Source organism: Bacillus sp. NTK034 (genome assembly GCF_017303275.1).
Lineage (GTDB): Bacteria > Bacillota > Bacilli > Bacillales > Cytobacillaceae > Cytobacillus.
Window position 1 is genome coordinate 15,171 of record NZ_JAFKOJ010000002.1, and the last position, 14,470, is coordinate 29,640.

The window sequence follows — 14,470 nt, forward strand, 5'->3', positions numbered from 1 at the left end:
CATTTCTCAATACCCATTATACATTTTTGCGGTACTCATAATAGCGGAATCCAATTATCATTATTGTCAGCCAGGCACCTCCGGCTGCAAAACCGGCAATAACATCACTAGGAAAGTGTACGCCTAAATAGATGCGGCTTAATCCAATCATGATGATAAAGCAGCCAAGCATCAGGGACCATGCAGTCTTCCATCGTTTTCTTTTTGCCAAATGAATGATCATATAGGCCAGCGACCCATAAAAAATAAAAGACCCCATTGAATGTCCGCTCGGAAAACTGAACCCCTGCTCCTCGATCAGAGGTCTGATATCCGGTCGTTCTCTTTTGAAAATCCATTTCAGCAGCAGGTTAAAAAGTGCTCCAAGACCAGATGAAAGAACCATGAACCATGCAAGTGAAGTCTTTTTAAACAAAAACAAAAGTACAGCTGCCAAAAGTACAGAAAAAGCCAGCCATTTTACCGACCCTAAAAAAGTAATCACACTCATATACTCTGTAAGCCGGGGAGAAATAAATGCCTGTACATACTGAATGACAGCATCATCAAATCGAATTAGCTCATTTTCCTTCAATTCGTCCACTATTTCAATAAAAAGCAGCAAAAACCCCCCAAAAATCGCAGCTGCCAACGCTAAGTAGATGATATTTTTAAATGTTATATTCTTCCTGTTCATTTATCCAAATCCTTTTTATTTATAGGATTACCACTAACTTTGGTAAACGGAACATTTTTTGAGATTTTCTTCAGCTTTTCTTTAAAAATGAATAGTTTATCAGTAAAAAACCGAGTTTGCACCAGCAAATTCGGTTTTTTCTATTAAGCCTGCTTTTTTGCTTTTGTTTTTGCAGGAGCACGTTTCTTTTTAGCTGCCGGTTTTTTCTTTGTTTCTGTTTCAGCAGGCTTAGTTTTATCAATGGATGCCTGCAGGGCAGCCATAAGGTCGGTTACATTGGCTGCAGGTTCTTTTTCAACAGGTGTGACTATATCTTTGCCAGTACGTTTTGCTTCGATTAGCTCCAAAAGAGCTGTCCGGTAGTCATCATTATATTTCTCGGGCTTAAATTCAGTGGTTAATTGATCAATCAGCATGATGGCAGTATCGATTTCCTTATCAGTCACTTTGTCTTCTGCAGGTACATTTGGCACATCCGCAGCCTTTCGTACTTCATCGGGGTAATGAATCGTCTCCATCACAAGAGTGTTTTCATATACCCGGACCACAGCCAGCTGTTCTTTGGATCGAATAATGATTTTGGCCAAACCTACCTTTTCTGACGTCTCAAGAGCTTTTCTTAAAAGGGAATAGGCTTTCCCTCCTCCGTCCCCTGGAGACATATAATAAGTACGGTTATAATAAATCGGATCAATCTCCTGTATTTTTACAAAGTCCATAATCTCGACAGCTTTATCCTCATTTTCCTGTTTAAGCTTTTCTAAATCCTCATCCTCTAAAACCACAAATTTTCCTTTTGTGTATTCATAAGCTTTTACAATATCCTCATTTTTAATTTCTACTTCACAAACAGGACATGTCTTCTCATATTTAATTGGCGAATGACATTCTTTATGAAGGTTCCGCAGTTTTATATCCTTATCTTCTGTAGCCGAGTGCAGCTTAATTGGAATATTCACCAGCCCAAAACTGATGCTCCCTTTCCACATTGTATGCATAGTCAAACTCCCATTCCTATTAGATGTAGTAATCATAATTTGTGTATTAACTAAATCGGAGATACGCTAAAACATTTGGAAACTGAGTAGTTTTAGCGGCAATGGCCAAAACTAATATGACGATTGCAGAAGGGAGGCCAAATTGAATGAGACCTATGCTGCCTACACTAACTTTCGATGTTCCGGAAGAGAAGGAGTGGCTCTTTGAAGCAAAGTATGATGGTTTTAGAGCAATCCTGCACCTGGACAAAGAACCCAGACTGACAAGCAGAAACGATAAGCCCTTATTACATCTTTTCCCGGAAATTAAGGCATATTTGGAGCAAAACAAAGATAAATTCGAACCATACCTTCCACTAACATTAGATGGAGAATTAGTCTTTCTGGAGAATGCCTATAAAGCTCATTTTGGGTCCATCCAGGTGAGGGGCAGAATGAGGTCTGAAAAGAAAATTCAAGAGAAAGCAAAAACTGCCCCATGCCGTCTTCTCATTTTTGACATTTTGATGGTAAAAGGTAAAAAAATGACTGATAATGTATACGCTTCAAGAAAAGCGGAATTGGAAGCATTGTTTAAAGATTGTAATATGCCTTTAAAACCTGATGAGAAGGATCCGAGGCTGATACAATTAATCCCTCCATACCGCAGCTTTAATGAACTTTGGGAAAAAATTGTCCTGCATGATGGAGAAGGAATCGTGGCAAAGCAACTGAAGAATAAATGGGAAGAAGGAAAGAGATCATCTTTATGGCTAAAATTCAAGAATTGGAAATACGTTTCCTGCTTTATCACTGCATATGAAAAATCAAATGGCTACTTTTATGCTGGTGTGTACCAGGGGGATGCTGTCATTGCAATCGGACAGTTTCTTTTTGGGTTGAAGCCCGATGAAAAACAAGCCTTGTTCCAAATAATCAAAGATAATAAAACAGATGAAAACAGCCAATTTATTTATGTAGAACCAGCCATATGTGTGGAAGTTAAGTATCTGGAGATTTATGAGGATCAAATGCGCGAACCGCACTTTCACCAGTTTCGCTTCGATTTGAAGCCTGATGCCTGTACTTATGATAAATTTATACAACAGCAGAAAAACCTGCCTCCCGAAATAGAAATCACCCATCCAGATAAGCCATTATGGGAAACACCAGCTATTCAAAAGGTTGATTATATTCACTTTTTAAGAGAGATTGCTCCATATATGCTGCCATTTTTAAAAAACAGGCTTTTAACTGTAATCCGCTATCCGCATGGGATCTTTGCTGAACCATTCTATCAGAAAAATTGTCCGGATTACGCACCGGATTTTGTGGAAACCGAAATGTCAGAAGGCATTAACTATATTGTCTGCAATAATCTTCAAACGCTGCTCTGGCTTGGCAACCAGCTTGCATTTGAATATCATATCCCATTTAAGACTATTTACAGCAAGGGACCAAGCGAAATAGTGTTTGATTTAGATCCTCCTTCGAGGGACGCTTTTCATCTTGCCATTAAAGCTGCTCTATTGATTAAAGAGGTGCTTGATCAGCTGAAGTTAATCAGCTTTGTTAAAACATCCGGCAATAAGGGTCTGCAAATCTATATCCCGCTGCAGGAAAATACGTATAGTTTTGATGATACCCGGCTGTTCACCGAATTTATTGCCCAGTATCTAATTTCCAAAGACCCCGATTCTTTTACAACAGAAAGATTAAAGAAAAATCGGGGAGGCAGGCTTTATGTGGATTATATCCAGCATGCAGAAGGCAAGACAATCATCGCTCCTTATTCAGCAAGAGGAAATAAGGCAGCGACTGTTGCTTCTCCTCTGTTTTGGGATGAAGTCAACGAGAAATTAACAATGGAGCGGTTTCAGATAACCAACCTTATAAAAAGGGTAAACAGCGATGGAGATCCATTCAGTTCTTATTTTCAGACAAAGGAAATTCAGCCCTTTTCTCCGGTGCTCGATTTTTTAAAACAGCAAAACAAAAAAGGATAAGGCCAGTGCCTTATCCTACATCCATTCTTTAAGTATTGCTTGGGCATATTCCTGAAGTTTGGCATACTGCTTAATTTCTTCAGTATATTCCTCTTTCTGGGACAGGGTGAACTCCGCTGGTTTTTCCAAATTGATTTCCGCTTCACAGCGGTAAACATAGCTGGCATTCCCAATTAAATCAATGGACTGTCTGCCATTCTTCTCATGAACTACACAGCGAACTTTTCCGCCATTATTGTATACCTCAACAGGCTCTTCGATATTATTAAGCCCATTCATGCAAGTGACAAGTGTTGAAGCGGACATGGCAGTACCGCAGGCATTGGTAAATCCTACTCCCCGCTCAAATGTCCTTACATAAATATGCCCTTTTTTTAGTGGCTTTACAAAGCTGACATTTACTCCATCAGGAAAGAAATCATTCGGCCCGTTCAAATATTCGCTGATCTTTTTTTGCAGGTCAGATGTAATATGCTCTTTCTCCACAATGGAAACAAAATGGGGATTAGGGACTGCTAAGGCCGTAAAAGCTAATTCCTCTGAAATCCCGCTGACTTTTTCATTAATTAAAGTTTCTTTATCGAGAACCAAAGGAAGATCCTTCAAATCGAATGAAACAGGTGATATTTCAACAAGATAAGTTGGAATATCCTCAAAGATGTCCACTTGCTTTTTCACCTGCAAATCCGCTTTCATGGTTTCAATGATGGCTTCTTTTAGACCAAGAAGTTCACATACATAACGGGCAACGCATCTTAATCCATTTCCGCACATGGAGGCTTCTGATCCATCCGGATTAAAAACACGCATCCTGGCATCTGCTTTTTCGCTTTTTAACACGAAAAGAATTCCATCTGCTCCAAGTTCAGTGGTGCGGTCACATATTGCTTTGGCAAGCTCAGCACGATTCTCTTCTGTAAAATTATACGTACGGGAAATTTCGTCTATTATAAAGAAATCATTTCCTGATCCATGACATTTCAGCAGTTCAATGTTCATAGTAATACCTCCAAACCATTTGTAGCTCAACTTATAAATAAGAGTGCCATAAAAGTATGTATTATTCAATAATTGTTTTCTTTATTATATTATTAACTTATTAGAAAACTGATAAGTTCCGTCATTTAGGGAAGTGAACGATATTAATACTGATCTTTATACATTTAAATTTTTCATTCAGCGGATCGAAGAGTTTGGAAGCGTTATTAATGAAAAAAACGCCTTTGTAGAAACAACGGCATTTTTTAATAAAACAATTGTATATGAAGGGATTATCCGGGTGCGTTTTAATGACTATGGAATTTACCCCTTCCCCGAGGACCTTTCCCAGGCAGACATTCCATTGTCTGTTAAAAGGAAAATGGCCGCAGAATTGATATATTAAGCCGCAGAAAAGATATCTGTAATAGCACCGAGGCTAATATATTAGATCGGCTGTTTGCTGGTATGTTTTTCAGGATTCATAAGCTGGCTGGACCAGGCTAATGATTCTGAATAGATCTTAAAAATGGTTTTTTCATCAACATTCAGTTTCTCACACATTTCGCCGATCCTGCTCCATTGTGCTTTCTCTACCGCAAAAGCAAGATCGAGTATCTCTTTCAGCTTATTAGTTTTCCCTCGGAGTGCTTCACAAATATCATCCTGCAAAGGAAGTTCATCGAGAATTTGACTCATCGGGATATTCAGCAATGAATCCATTAATGAAAACATCCCTGTTATAAAATAACTGGCCGAAACACCTTTTCCGGTCCTGAGCCTCCCAATTTCCTCGCACATTTTGGCACGAGTCATTGACAATCTGATTGTCTCTTCAGCCAATTGGGAGTTTTGAATAATATTTTCCCTCACCGCCAATACATAGATCCACTTTTCAAGTTCTATCAATCCCAGCAGAACTATGGCCTGGCGGATTGAATTTATCTTTTGCTTTGGACGGTAAGCCGGGGAGTTTATTAGTTTCAGCAATTTATACGACAGTGATATGTCTCGTTCGATTAATTCAGTTATGCGGTCAAGACTTGGCTCCTCATTTGACAGGTTTTGAATCATCTCATAATATGATTGAAAATAGGACGGGACATCATGTGTAGACATAATGACAGGCTTCGCAAAAAAATAACCCTGAAAATAATCGTAACCCCTTCTTTTCGCTTCTTCGTAGCACTCTCTTGTCTCAACCTTTTCAGCAACTGTTTTAATTTTGAGCTGATTAACAAGCACTTCAATTCTTTCCCGCATATCTTTTGGTGTATTAAGAAAGTCCACCTTTATGATATCAGCGTATTTCAGCAATTGTCTTGCAAACGGATTGGTTTCATTGAATACATAATCATCAAGTGCTATCTGATAACCTAGTTCCTTCAAATCTTTGCAAATATTGACCAGTTCTGCACTAGGCTCAACAGTTTCAAGGATTTCGACAACGATTTCCCGAGGCCTAAAAAATGCAGGGAGCTTGAGCTTCAGCAATTTTTCCGTAAAATTAATAAAACATGGCTTTCCTTCAGAAAGACGGTCAATCCCTATATTTAAAAAACTATTAATAATAACCTCAGCTGTGGCCTGATCTTCATCTATTTCTGGGAAGGCATTCACCTGATTATTCCTATACAGAAGCTCATAAGCAAACACTTCTTCTTTAGAATTGAAAATCGGCTGCCTTGCTACAAACACTTCCATTGACATACCTCCGAAAACGCCATATTACTATAGACATATAGTAGCTCAATTCATTTATTGAGTATGTCGAAACTTGTTGAATAAATAGAAATTTTTATATTTTTATACAAAATTCCCCATTTTCCTTTGTTCAGTAAAAAAGAAAAAGGATGCCCCAATAGGCATCCTACTATCTATATTAACTAATGACATGAAAAACAAAGTTGAATAAAAATAAAGCAGCTATGACATACAATGCAAATGAAACTTCCCTTGCTTTGCCAATCGAGATCTTTAAGATTGGATAAAGAATAAATCCAATGGCAATGCCGTCCGCAATACTATACGTGAACGGGATCATCGCAATGATAAAGATAGCTGGAAAGCTTTCGCTCATATCCTTTAAGTCAAGGTTGCGGATGTTTTGAAGCATCAGTCCGCCAATAATGATAAGAATAGGTGCAATTGCACTGTTGGGAATCAATTTAATAACAGGAATAAAGAATGCTGATAGCATAAACAGCAATCCAGTTGTAACTGCTGTCAATCCTGTACGTCCGCCGGCAGCCATACTCGCTGCACTTTCAACCGTTGCTACAGTCGGGCTTGTCCCAAAAATACCTGACAATAATGCAGAAACTGAAGTTGCCTGAAAAGCACGCTTAAACTGTTCCGGCCTATTTATAAATCCAACATGACCGTGAACTAATCCGATATTTTCAAAGACAAGAACCATTGTTAATGAAAAAATGGCAATCCAAAAAGTGACGGAAAGCAAGTTATCAAATGACATCGCTCCAAAAACTTCCATATAATCGGAAAGAGCGAACGGCTTTTCATCGGTATTTTGCACATTAATCGGACCAAAAGCCCATGCTATCAATGTTCCTGCTGCAACAGTAATCAAAAAGTTGCCAGGCACATTGCGCATGAATAAAATGATGGCAAGCAAGAACGTTAAGATGGTCGCAAGCACTTGCGGGTCTCCAAGTTCACCCATAGCAATAATGGAGTTTGTCCCTTTTTCAACGATTCCGCCTTTTTCAAGTCCGATCAGCATCAAGAAAAGTCCGAGCCCCACTGTTATTGCTTCTTTAAGTGAGTGTGGAATCGATTCGCTCAATGTCTTTGCGAATCGCGAAAAAGCCACGAATACAAAGATCAGACCAGATATAAAGACAACAGCTAATGCTTCCTGCCAGGATAAGCCCATGGATTGGACCATTGTATAGGAAAATAAAGCGTTAATTCCCATTCCAGGCACAAGGAGAATCGGTACATTTGCCCAAAACCCCATAATCAAACAGCCGGCAATCGATGTTATAATGGTTGCAAAAATGGCTGCTTCCAGCGGAATTCCTGCTTCAGAGAGAATTAGAGAGTTAACTGCGATAATATAAACAATCGTAAAAAAGCCGATTGCCCCAGCCATAACCTCCCTTTTTACAGTTGTTCCACTTGAATCAAGCTGAAAAAGCTGGTTAAACCACTTATTCATATATACTACCTATCTATTCAATTAGCCCTCTCCCTACCCGCTCTCCCCGTATATATCCCTCAGTTAAGAGTGATCAGTTAAAAGAACGGGTGAGCCACAAGCTGTATTTTATCAAAAAAAAACCTTTCTGCCAATAGAAAGGTCAGACGTCTGCTCATATTTTTCTAAAAAAAAATCAGCGGATATTTCCCCGCTGATTTTTGATAGATATAGCAATAGGGCAAGACTGTTGCACTTGTAAGCATACACTTATTTTTTTCACGCTGTAAAAATGCGGAACCTTATTCACCGTCAGTTAATTGTCTATACAGATTGCCCATTTCAATAGCTCCAACAGCCGCTTCCCATCCTTTGTTTCCGGCTTTGGTGCCTGCACGCTCAATTGCCTGTTCAATCGTGTCAGTTGTAAGAACACCGAAGATTACAGGGACACCGCTCTGCAATGCAGTCGCTGAGACCCCTTTAGCCACTTCGCCGCTCACAAAATCAAAATGCGGTGTTGCTCCGCGGATCACTGTGCCAAGGGTGATGACTGCATCATATTTTCCGGATTGGGATAGCTTTTTAGCTGCCAGCGGGATTTCGAAAGCTCCAGGAACCCAAACAACAGTCACATCTTCTTCGCTTACTCCGTGGCGCTTAAGTGCATCTTCCGCTCCGCTTAAAAGCTTGCCTGTAATGAATTCATTAAAACGCGACACTACAATTGCCATTTTTAATCCTGTTCCTACTAAATGTCCTTCGATTACCTTTTTCATCTCTAATCGCTCCCTTAAAATTGTAATAAATGCCCAAGTTTTGTTTTCTTTGTTTTTAAGTAAATCTCATTTTCAGATTTGGCAGGCATTTGAAGAGGAACCCGTTCGGATACCTCCAGCCCATAGCCTCCCAGTCCAGCTATTTTGCGGGGATTATTGGTTAGCAGGCGCATTTTTTTTACCCCGAGATCTCTAAGGATTTGTGCACCTACCCCATAGTCGCGAAGATCGTCCTTAAATCCGAGCTTATGATTTGCTTCAACGGTATCGTAGCCCTCTTCCTGCAGCTTATAGGCTTTCAATTTATTGATCAGGCCGATGCCGCGCCCTTCCTGTCTCATATATAAAAGGATTCCCCGGCCTTCCTCTTCAATCTGCGATAATGCTGCCTCAAGCTGCGGCCCGCAGTCGCAGCGGTTAGACCCGAATACATCCCCGGTCAAACACTCCGAATGCACACGGAGCAATACGGGTTCGTTTTCATCGATTTCTCCCTTTACAAGAGCAACATGGTCTTTTCCATCGATTGTGTTTGTATAACCTACCGCTCTAAAATCTCCAAATTCTGTTGGAAGCTGTATCTCCACTTCCCTTTTTACAATGGAGTCATGCTTCAATCGATACTCTATCAATTGCTGAATAGTAATCATTTTTAAGTTAAACTTTTCAGCCACTTTTTCCAGGTCATCCACTCGAGCCATTGTTCCATCATCTTTCATAATTTCACAGATAATCCCGGCTGGTGCTGCACCGGCAAGACGTGCCAGATCGACCGCAGCCTCTGTATGGCCTGCACGCCTTAGGACTCCTCCTTTTTTGGCCACCAGCGGAAAAACATGTCCCGGCCGGGAAAAGTCTGCAGGTTTAGCGTCTTCCTCAAGCATTTCTTTAATAGTGAATGCACGCTCAAATGCGCTGATCCCTGTAGTGGTTTTCACATGGTCAATACTGATTGTGAAAGCTGTTCCATGACTGTCAGTGTTTACTTCTGCCATTGGATTCAGTTCCAGCTTTTCAGCCAGCTCCTCAGTGATAGGTGTACAAATCAGACCTCTGCCTTCTTTAGCCATAAAGTTGATCGTGTCGGGTTTCGCATATTCCGCAATTGCCAGAAAATCCCCTTCATTTTCCCTATCTTCATCATCACAGACAATGATGACTTTTCCTGCTTTTAAATCTTCTAATGCCTCATTTATTTCACTGAACATGGTTTATTGACCCTCCTTTTGCTAATTATAAGAAGCCGTTCTCCTTAAGGAATCGCTCTGAAATTGCTTCTTTAGGCGATGTGCTTTCCTGCTGCCTGTTCATGAAGGAATACAGATATTTGGCAAGCATGTCAAACTCAAGGTTAACGATGTCTCCCGCTGCTTTGAAGCCGAGTACCGTTTCACTTGCTGTGTGCGGAATGATCGAGACAGTAACGGTATTGTCTCCATTGCCGAAAACTGTCAGGGAAATCCCATCCACAGCGATTGATCCTTTCATGATAAGCAAATGGCTTAATGCACTCGGTACAGATATCTGTATATAAATGGCATTTTCACTCGCTGTTTTTTTTATGATTTGACCTGTTCCATCAACATGCCCTGTCACAAAATGCCCGCCAAATCGGCCATTTGCCGACATCGCCCTCTCCAGATTGACTTTTGTTCGCTCTTTAATGGCAGAAAGCGAAGTGCTTTTAAATGTTTCAGGCATGACATCTGCTGAAAATTCATTTCTCGCATATTCTGTAACCGTAAGGCATACGCCATTTACAGAAATGCTGTCTCCCAGTTGAACATCTGATAAAACTTTGGAGGCCTGAATCGTCAGTTTCATGGCCTTGCCTTGCTGAACTACTTTTTTTACTGTTCCCAATTCCTCAATAATCCCAGTAAACATTATTCCTTGGCCTCCCTCAGCGGTTTTGCGGTAATTCTAAGGTCGCCGCCAATCCTTTCAATTTCTGTGAATTCCAGTACAGGGGCATCTTTTACATAGTCGGCACCGTCTCCGCCAATAAATGGAATCGCCTCGCTGCCTCCAATAATTTTAGGAGCCATATAAAGGATTATCTGCTGAAAGAAACCGCTTTTTATTAATGAAGCATGAACCTCTGATCCGCCTTCAACAAATAAAGTCATGATATTTCTTTCACCTAAATTTTTTAAAACTTCTTTAATCGGCACCTCATTAGCAGGAAAAGAAAAAATTTCAGCACCATACTTCTTTATCTCTTCTGCCTTTGACCGATCTATTTCTCTGCCGGTAAAGATTATGGTCTTTACAGACTGATCTCGAATGACTTTTGCGTCAGCCGGAATTCTGAGATTTGTATCTAATATAACTCGAATGGGATTTTTTCCGCCTTGGGGCAGCCTGGCGGTTAAAAGAGGGTTATCGTGAATGATCGTATTTATACCTGTAAGTATCGCGTCATGTTCATGCCGTAGCCGATGTACATCCTGCCTGGATTCTGGAGAGGTAATCCATTTGCTGTCACCGGTTTTTGCAGCTGTTTTCCCATCAAACGATGAGGCTGCTTTAATGGTTACATATGGTGTCTTTGTTTTTATAAAATGAAAAAATGGTTCATTTAGGGCATCTGCTTCCTCCCTCAATATGCCGGTCACTACTTCAATCCCGGCATCCTGCATCCTTTCAATTCCTTTGCCGGAAACAAGAGGATTTGGATCCTCAGAAGCAATAAAAACCCTATTAATTCCTGAATTAATGATTAAGTCTGCGCATGGCGGAGTCCTTCCAAAATGGCTGCATGGCTCAAGAGTGACATAAATATCAGCGCCTTTAGCCTTATCGCCAGCTGCAGCAATCGCATGGACTTCAGCATGGGGAGTTCCTGCTTTCAGGTGAGCACCCATCCCCAGAATTTCACCATTTTTTACAACAACCGCACCCACCTGCGGGTTAGGGCTGGTTTGGCCTTTCGCGGCCGCTGCCAGACTGATGGCTAACTTCATATATTCCTGATGGTTCAAATTATCTGAATCCTCCTTCCCTTACTATTTCTCCAAATTAAGTATGAAACGGCAAAACCCCGTACACCAGCTAGGTGAAACGGGGCAAAATCACATGACGAAATAAGCGTTTAAAAAAATTTTTTTTGAACGCAGCACTATAATCATTCCTTCTCCCATCCAGACTTTCACTGTCGGCTTTGGAGTTTCACCAAATCCACCGTTTTCATAAGAAAAGCCGATGGCGCCTGGAGCTAGACACTTATCTAGCTTCAGAATTAATGCAAACTTATCTTTTTGAAAAGCGCATGCACCTTGCATCTCTACTTATAAAACCGGGTCACGGACTAAGAGGGCGTACCCTCATCACCGCCGGTTGGGAATTTCACCCTGCCCCGAAGGAAATCCTATTCTATTATAAGAATCTTACCATGAATAGTAGGAATATACAAAGAGAATTGTTTGTGAAAGAATTGAAACTTTTGCTTTAAACTGCCGTATAGTAATTATTGAAGAAGGAGAGGACTTTAAAATATGATTGAACCAAGAGAACATTTAATAAATGAATTAAGAAAATGTGAAGAATGGGAAAAAGACCAAGGTGATTTATGGTTTTGGGAGAAGCTGGGCAGACTCCCTTTTAAGCTTATTGATAGATTCACACCGGAGTTCATACAAAAAAAGGTTGGAGTGATTCTTGATGAGCTTGGCACATATATTCAATCAGGAGGAAGATATTTAAGCTCAGCTTCAGCGTTAAAGAATTATTATCCCGAACAAAATATTCATACACTGCAGGATGTAGTGGCCCTGCCCATATCAAAGATGGATGAAGCCGCCGAAAAGCTAAGCTCAAACCGAAAAAGAACCGCTGCATTGCAAGGTGCGAGTACTGGGGTCGGAGGGATTTTCACCCTGACCATTGATATCCCGCTTCTCCTTGGCATTCAACTAAAAACACTGCAGGATATCGCGATTTGCTATGGCTTTGATCCAGCTGATAAAAATGAAAGGATGTTCATCGTAAAAATTCTGCAATTTGTTTCCAGTGACATTGTAGGAAAAAAAGCCATTCTGCAGCAGCTATCCATGTTTGGATCTATAGAAGAAGGACCAAAAAGGGAAGTCGTTTCCGAGCTTCAGGGATGGAGAGAAGTTGTGTTTTCTTACAGGGACCAAATTGGCTGGAAAAAACTTTTCCAAATGATCCCGATAGCCGGACTGCTGTTTGGAGCTTTCATTAATCGCTCAGCCGTAAATGATATTGCAGAAGCAGGCATTATGCTATATCGAAAAAGAGTAATCGTTAATCGGCTGCACCAGAATATGATTAAAGAAATAAAACCGGAGAGCTAACAATGGCTCTCCGGTTTTATTTATGGAAGCTTTTTGATCTCCTTCTCCATATACTCTTCATTTAAAGCTCCCAAAACTTTTTCTCTAATAACACCATCTGAATCAATAAAATAGCTTGTAGGATAGGCCATTATATTATAGTCAGAACCTGCCTCGCCTTTTACATCCATAGGAATTGTAAAGGTCAGCCCCAGCTCTTTTACGAATTTATCTGCATCACCGCTATTCTTTTCTGTGTTTGTGAGATTGACAGCAAGAATAGTGAAATTTTCATCTTTATACTTGTTATACAGCTTCTCCATATGCGGCATTTCCGCACGGCAAGGAGGACACCAGCTTGCCCAGAAATTTAAAAGCACTGCTTTGCCCCTATAGTCGGAGAGTTTTACTGGGTTTCCTTCCATATCTGTCAGTTCAAATTCAGGAGCAAGATTTCCTTTCTCCAGACCAACAGGCAATTCTTCAGGATCTTCCATTTTATCGTATTTCTGCATTTGTCCGGCTTGCTCTACTACCCCTTTGTCCTTGAGAATGGTTTTGTCGACAATAAACAGCAAAAGGACAATAACTGCGGCTGCGAGTAGAAACTTTTTCATTCCAACACCTCTAAACTGATATCCCTATACTTTAACTGAACTTATCATACTATATGGGGAATATAGAATCTATAAATGTGCATACGGTTTTAGTGATTGCGGTAAAGAAAAAGCGTCGCAAAAATGGCATAAATTCTAAGCTTTTCTTTTGCTGTCAGACCCTCTTCAAAAGAAAGTACAGGTGTATTGGGGTCCCTAAACTGCTCCCCCCACTCAAGCAGCATCCATCCTTTGCGAAGGCGTGCAATTCTTTTTGATTTCTCATCAAGAATTTGAAAATCCGTATGGAAAAAGGTTTTAGCAATGGAATATCGGTCACAGCCATTCTCATATACCAGTTTGAATCCATCTTTTTTATTAATGATTGTTTCTTTGCAGGAATCTTTCGCAGACGAAATATCTATGCCTTTTCTATCAATTAGGATTGATGCCTCCAGATTTGCGCTATGATCATAGATTCCCAGCCTTCTTGGAAAAAGCCGATCCAAAAAATAAGGCAAGAACCATCGAAACTTCCACATTTTCATATCCCTGATTTCACCAACCTGCCTTCCTTCCGGGTCAAAAAGCACCATTCTAAGGGACGGTGCCGGCATAAAAACGATCATCAAATTTGACTGGCTTAACAATGAGAGACGGGCTTGTCTGCTTTTCTTGAACTTTCTCTCCACTATCTCGGCCGCCCTTTGCTTATTCAGCAAGTGAATTTGATAGCACAAAAAACTATATAAGATGAAAGGGATTAGAAAAAGGATTAAATAAGTCCTTGGAAATTTTTCTATTAAAACCAATAGAATGAAAAATGGAGGTACAAGTGCGGCAAGGCTTGCATTTATTGAGATGTCAGCTGTTTTCAGGTAATATTGCTGGATATTCATCAGAATGTCTCCTCCGCTATATTTATTTCTCTATAGTCTATTAATTACTTTCTATAAAAATGAATTTTGGCGGGATTTTATGAAGTTTACATAACGATGCA

General features: G+C 40.3%; 14 protein-coding genes and 1 riboswitch. Of the genes, 3 read left to right on the forward strand and 11 right to left on the reverse strand.

What is annotated here, in order from left to right; genetic code table 11:
• Positions 1 to 16 precede the first annotated feature (16 nt).
• A complete protein-coding gene (locus JI665_RS06155) occupies positions 17 to 676 on the reverse strand; it encodes a phosphatase PAP2 family protein (RefSeq protein ID WP_206837775.1) in 660 nt (219 codons plus the stop codon).
• A 143-nt stretch (positions 677 to 819) separates the two neighbouring features.
• Positions 820 to 1,674 (reverse strand): Ku protein, encoded by an 855-nt coding sequence (locus JI665_RS06160; protein ID WP_206837778.1) that lies wholly within the window; start codon positions 1,672 to 1,674, stop codon positions 820 to 822.
• Positions 1,675 to 1,820: 146 nt separating this feature from the next.
• Between JI665_RS06160 and JI665_RS06165 the strand changes: the two genes are divergently transcribed.
• Positions 1,821 to 3,659, forward strand: a complete 1,839-nt coding sequence (locus JI665_RS06165; RefSeq protein ID WP_206837781.1) for a DNA ligase D — start codon at positions 1,821 to 1,823, stop codon at positions 3,657 to 3,659.
• A gap of 15 nt (positions 3,660 to 3,674) precedes the next feature.
• Here JI665_RS06165 and dapF read toward each other — a convergent pair whose 3' ends face one another.
• Positions 3,675 to 4,658 (reverse strand): diaminopimelate epimerase, encoded by a 984-nt coding sequence (dapF, locus tag JI665_RS06170; RefSeq protein ID WP_206837783.1) that lies wholly within the window; start codon positions 4,656 to 4,658, stop codon positions 3,675 to 3,677.
• 133 nt (positions 4,659 to 4,791) lie between these two features.
• Here dapF and JI665_RS06175 point away from each other — a divergent pair, with 133 nt between their 5' ends.
• Positions 4,792 to 5,043, forward strand: coding sequence for a hypothetical protein (locus tag JI665_RS06175; protein WP_244671117.1), 252 nt, complete (start codon positions 4,792 to 4,794; stop codon positions 5,041 to 5,043).
• 41 nt (positions 5,044 to 5,084) lie between these two features.
• On the opposite strand, the gene JI665_RS06180 is transcribed toward JI665_RS06175, so the two are convergent.
• The 6 genes from JI665_RS06180 to ribD all read right to left on the reverse strand — a co-directional run bounded on the left by JI665_RS06180 (position 5,085) and on the right by ribD (position 11,560).
• Positions 5,085 to 6,341 carry an EAL and HDOD domain-containing protein gene (locus tag JI665_RS06180; RefSeq protein ID WP_206837786.1) on the reverse strand — a complete coding sequence of 419 codons (1,257 nt, stop codon included), beginning with the start codon at positions 6,339 to 6,341 and terminating at the stop codon, positions 5,085 to 5,087.
• A gap of 178 nt (positions 6,342 to 6,519) precedes the next feature.
• Positions 6,520 to 7,818 carry an NCS2 family permease gene (locus JI665_RS06185; protein ID WP_206837789.1) on the reverse strand — a complete coding sequence of 433 codons (1,299 nt, stop codon included), beginning with the start codon at positions 7,816 to 7,818 and terminating at the stop codon, positions 6,520 to 6,522.
• Positions 7,819 to 8,099: 281 nt separating this feature from the next.
• Positions 8,100 to 8,576 (reverse strand): 6,7-dimethyl-8-ribityllumazine synthase, encoded by a 477-nt coding sequence (gene ribE / locus JI665_RS06190; protein ID WP_206837792.1) that lies wholly within the window; start codon positions 8,574 to 8,576, stop codon positions 8,100 to 8,102.
• Positions 8,577 to 8,590: 14 nt separating this feature from the next.
• Positions 8,591 to 9,784, reverse strand: coding sequence for a bifunctional 3,4-dihydroxy-2-butanone-4-phosphate synthase/GTP cyclohydrolase II (locus JI665_RS06195; RefSeq protein ID WP_206837794.1), 1,194 nt, complete (start codon positions 9,782 to 9,784; stop codon positions 8,591 to 8,593).
• Between the two features lie 25 nt (positions 9,785 to 9,809).
• The gene (gene ribE, locus JI665_RS06200; RefSeq protein WP_206837797.1) at positions 9,810 to 10,463 is read right to left on the reverse strand and encodes a riboflavin synthase; all 654 of its coding nucleotides are present in this window, start codon (positions 10,461 to 10,463) and stop codon (positions 9,810 to 9,812) included.
• Complete coding sequence (gene ribD, locus JI665_RS06205) at positions 10,463 to 11,560, reverse strand: bifunctional diaminohydroxyphosphoribosylaminopyrimidine deaminase/5-amino-6-(5-phosphoribosylamino)uracil reductase RibD (protein WP_206837799.1); 1,098 nt, start codon at positions 11,558 to 11,560, stop codon at positions 10,463 to 10,465. The genes ribE (JI665_RS06200) and ribD overlap by 1 nt, the downstream gene beginning before the upstream one ends.
• A gap of 143 nt (positions 11,561 to 11,703) precedes the next feature.
• A riboswitch (FMN riboswitch) is annotated at positions 11,704 to 11,946 on the reverse strand.
• Between the two features lie 127 nt (positions 11,947 to 12,073).
• Here ribD and JI665_RS06210 point away from each other — a divergent pair.
• Complete coding sequence (locus tag JI665_RS06210) at positions 12,074 to 12,895, forward strand: EcsC family protein (protein ID WP_206837802.1); 822 nt, start codon at positions 12,074 to 12,076, stop codon at positions 12,893 to 12,895.
• Between the two features lie 20 nt (positions 12,896 to 12,915).
• Here the strand turns inward: JI665_RS06210 and JI665_RS06215 are convergent, their stop codons facing one another.
• Together JI665_RS06215 and JI665_RS06220 are read right to left on the reverse strand one after the other, a co-directional pair.
• Positions 12,916 to 13,491, reverse strand: a complete 576-nt coding sequence (locus JI665_RS06215; protein WP_206837805.1) for a TlpA disulfide reductase family protein — start codon at positions 13,489 to 13,491, stop codon at positions 12,916 to 12,918.
• Positions 13,492 to 13,580: 89 nt separating this feature from the next.
• Positions 13,581 to 14,369: a hypothetical protein gene (locus JI665_RS06220; RefSeq protein ID WP_206837808.1), complete on the reverse strand. Its 789-nt coding sequence runs from the start codon at positions 14,367 to 14,369 to the stop codon at positions 13,581 to 13,583.
• Between the last annotated feature and the right edge of the window lie 101 nt (positions 14,370 to 14,470).

Coding starts and splice junctions, on each gene's coding strand:
- JI665_RS06160 (WP_206837778.1), bottom strand. CDS start 1,674: ATGCATACAATGTGGAAAGGGAGCATCAGTTTTGGGCTGGTGAATATT.
- JI665_RS06210 (WP_206837802.1), top strand. CDS start 12,074: ATGATTGAACCAAGAGAACATTTAATAAATGAATTAAGAAAATGTGAA.
- JI665_RS06180 (WP_206837786.1), bottom strand. CDS start 6,341: ATGGAAGTGTTTGTAGCAAGGCAGCCGATTTTCAATTCTAAAGAAGAA.
- JI665_RS06165 (WP_206837781.1), top strand. CDS start 1,821: ATGAGACCTATGCTGCCTACACTAACTTTCGATGTTCCGGAAGAGAAG.
- JI665_RS06215 (WP_206837805.1), bottom strand. CDS start 13,491: ATGAAAAAGTTTCTACTCGCAGCCGCAGTTATTGTCCTTTTGCTGTTT.
- dapF (WP_206837783.1), bottom strand. CDS start 4,658: ATGAACATTGAACTGCTGAAATGTCATGGATCAGGAAATGATTTCTTT.
- JI665_RS06155 (WP_206837775.1), bottom strand. CDS start 676: ATGAACAGGAAGAATATAACATTTAAAAATATCATCTACTTAGCGTTG.
- JI665_RS06220 (WP_206837808.1), bottom strand. CDS start 14,369: ATGAATATCCAGCAATATTACCTGAAAACAGCTGACATCTCAATAAAT.
- ribE (WP_206837797.1), bottom strand. CDS start 10,463: ATGTTTACTGGGATTATTGAGGAATTGGGAACAGTAAAAAAAGTAGTT.
- JI665_RS06185 (WP_206837789.1), bottom strand. CDS start 7,818: ATGAATAAGTGGTTTAACCAGCTTTTTCAGCTTGATTCAAGTGGAACA.
- ribE (WP_206837792.1), bottom strand. CDS start 8,576: ATGAAAAAGGTAATCGAAGGACATTTAGTAGGAACAGGATTAAAAATG.
- JI665_RS06195 (WP_206837794.1), bottom strand. CDS start 9,784: ATGTTCAGTGAAATAAATGAGGCATTAGAAGATTTAAAAGCAGGAAAA.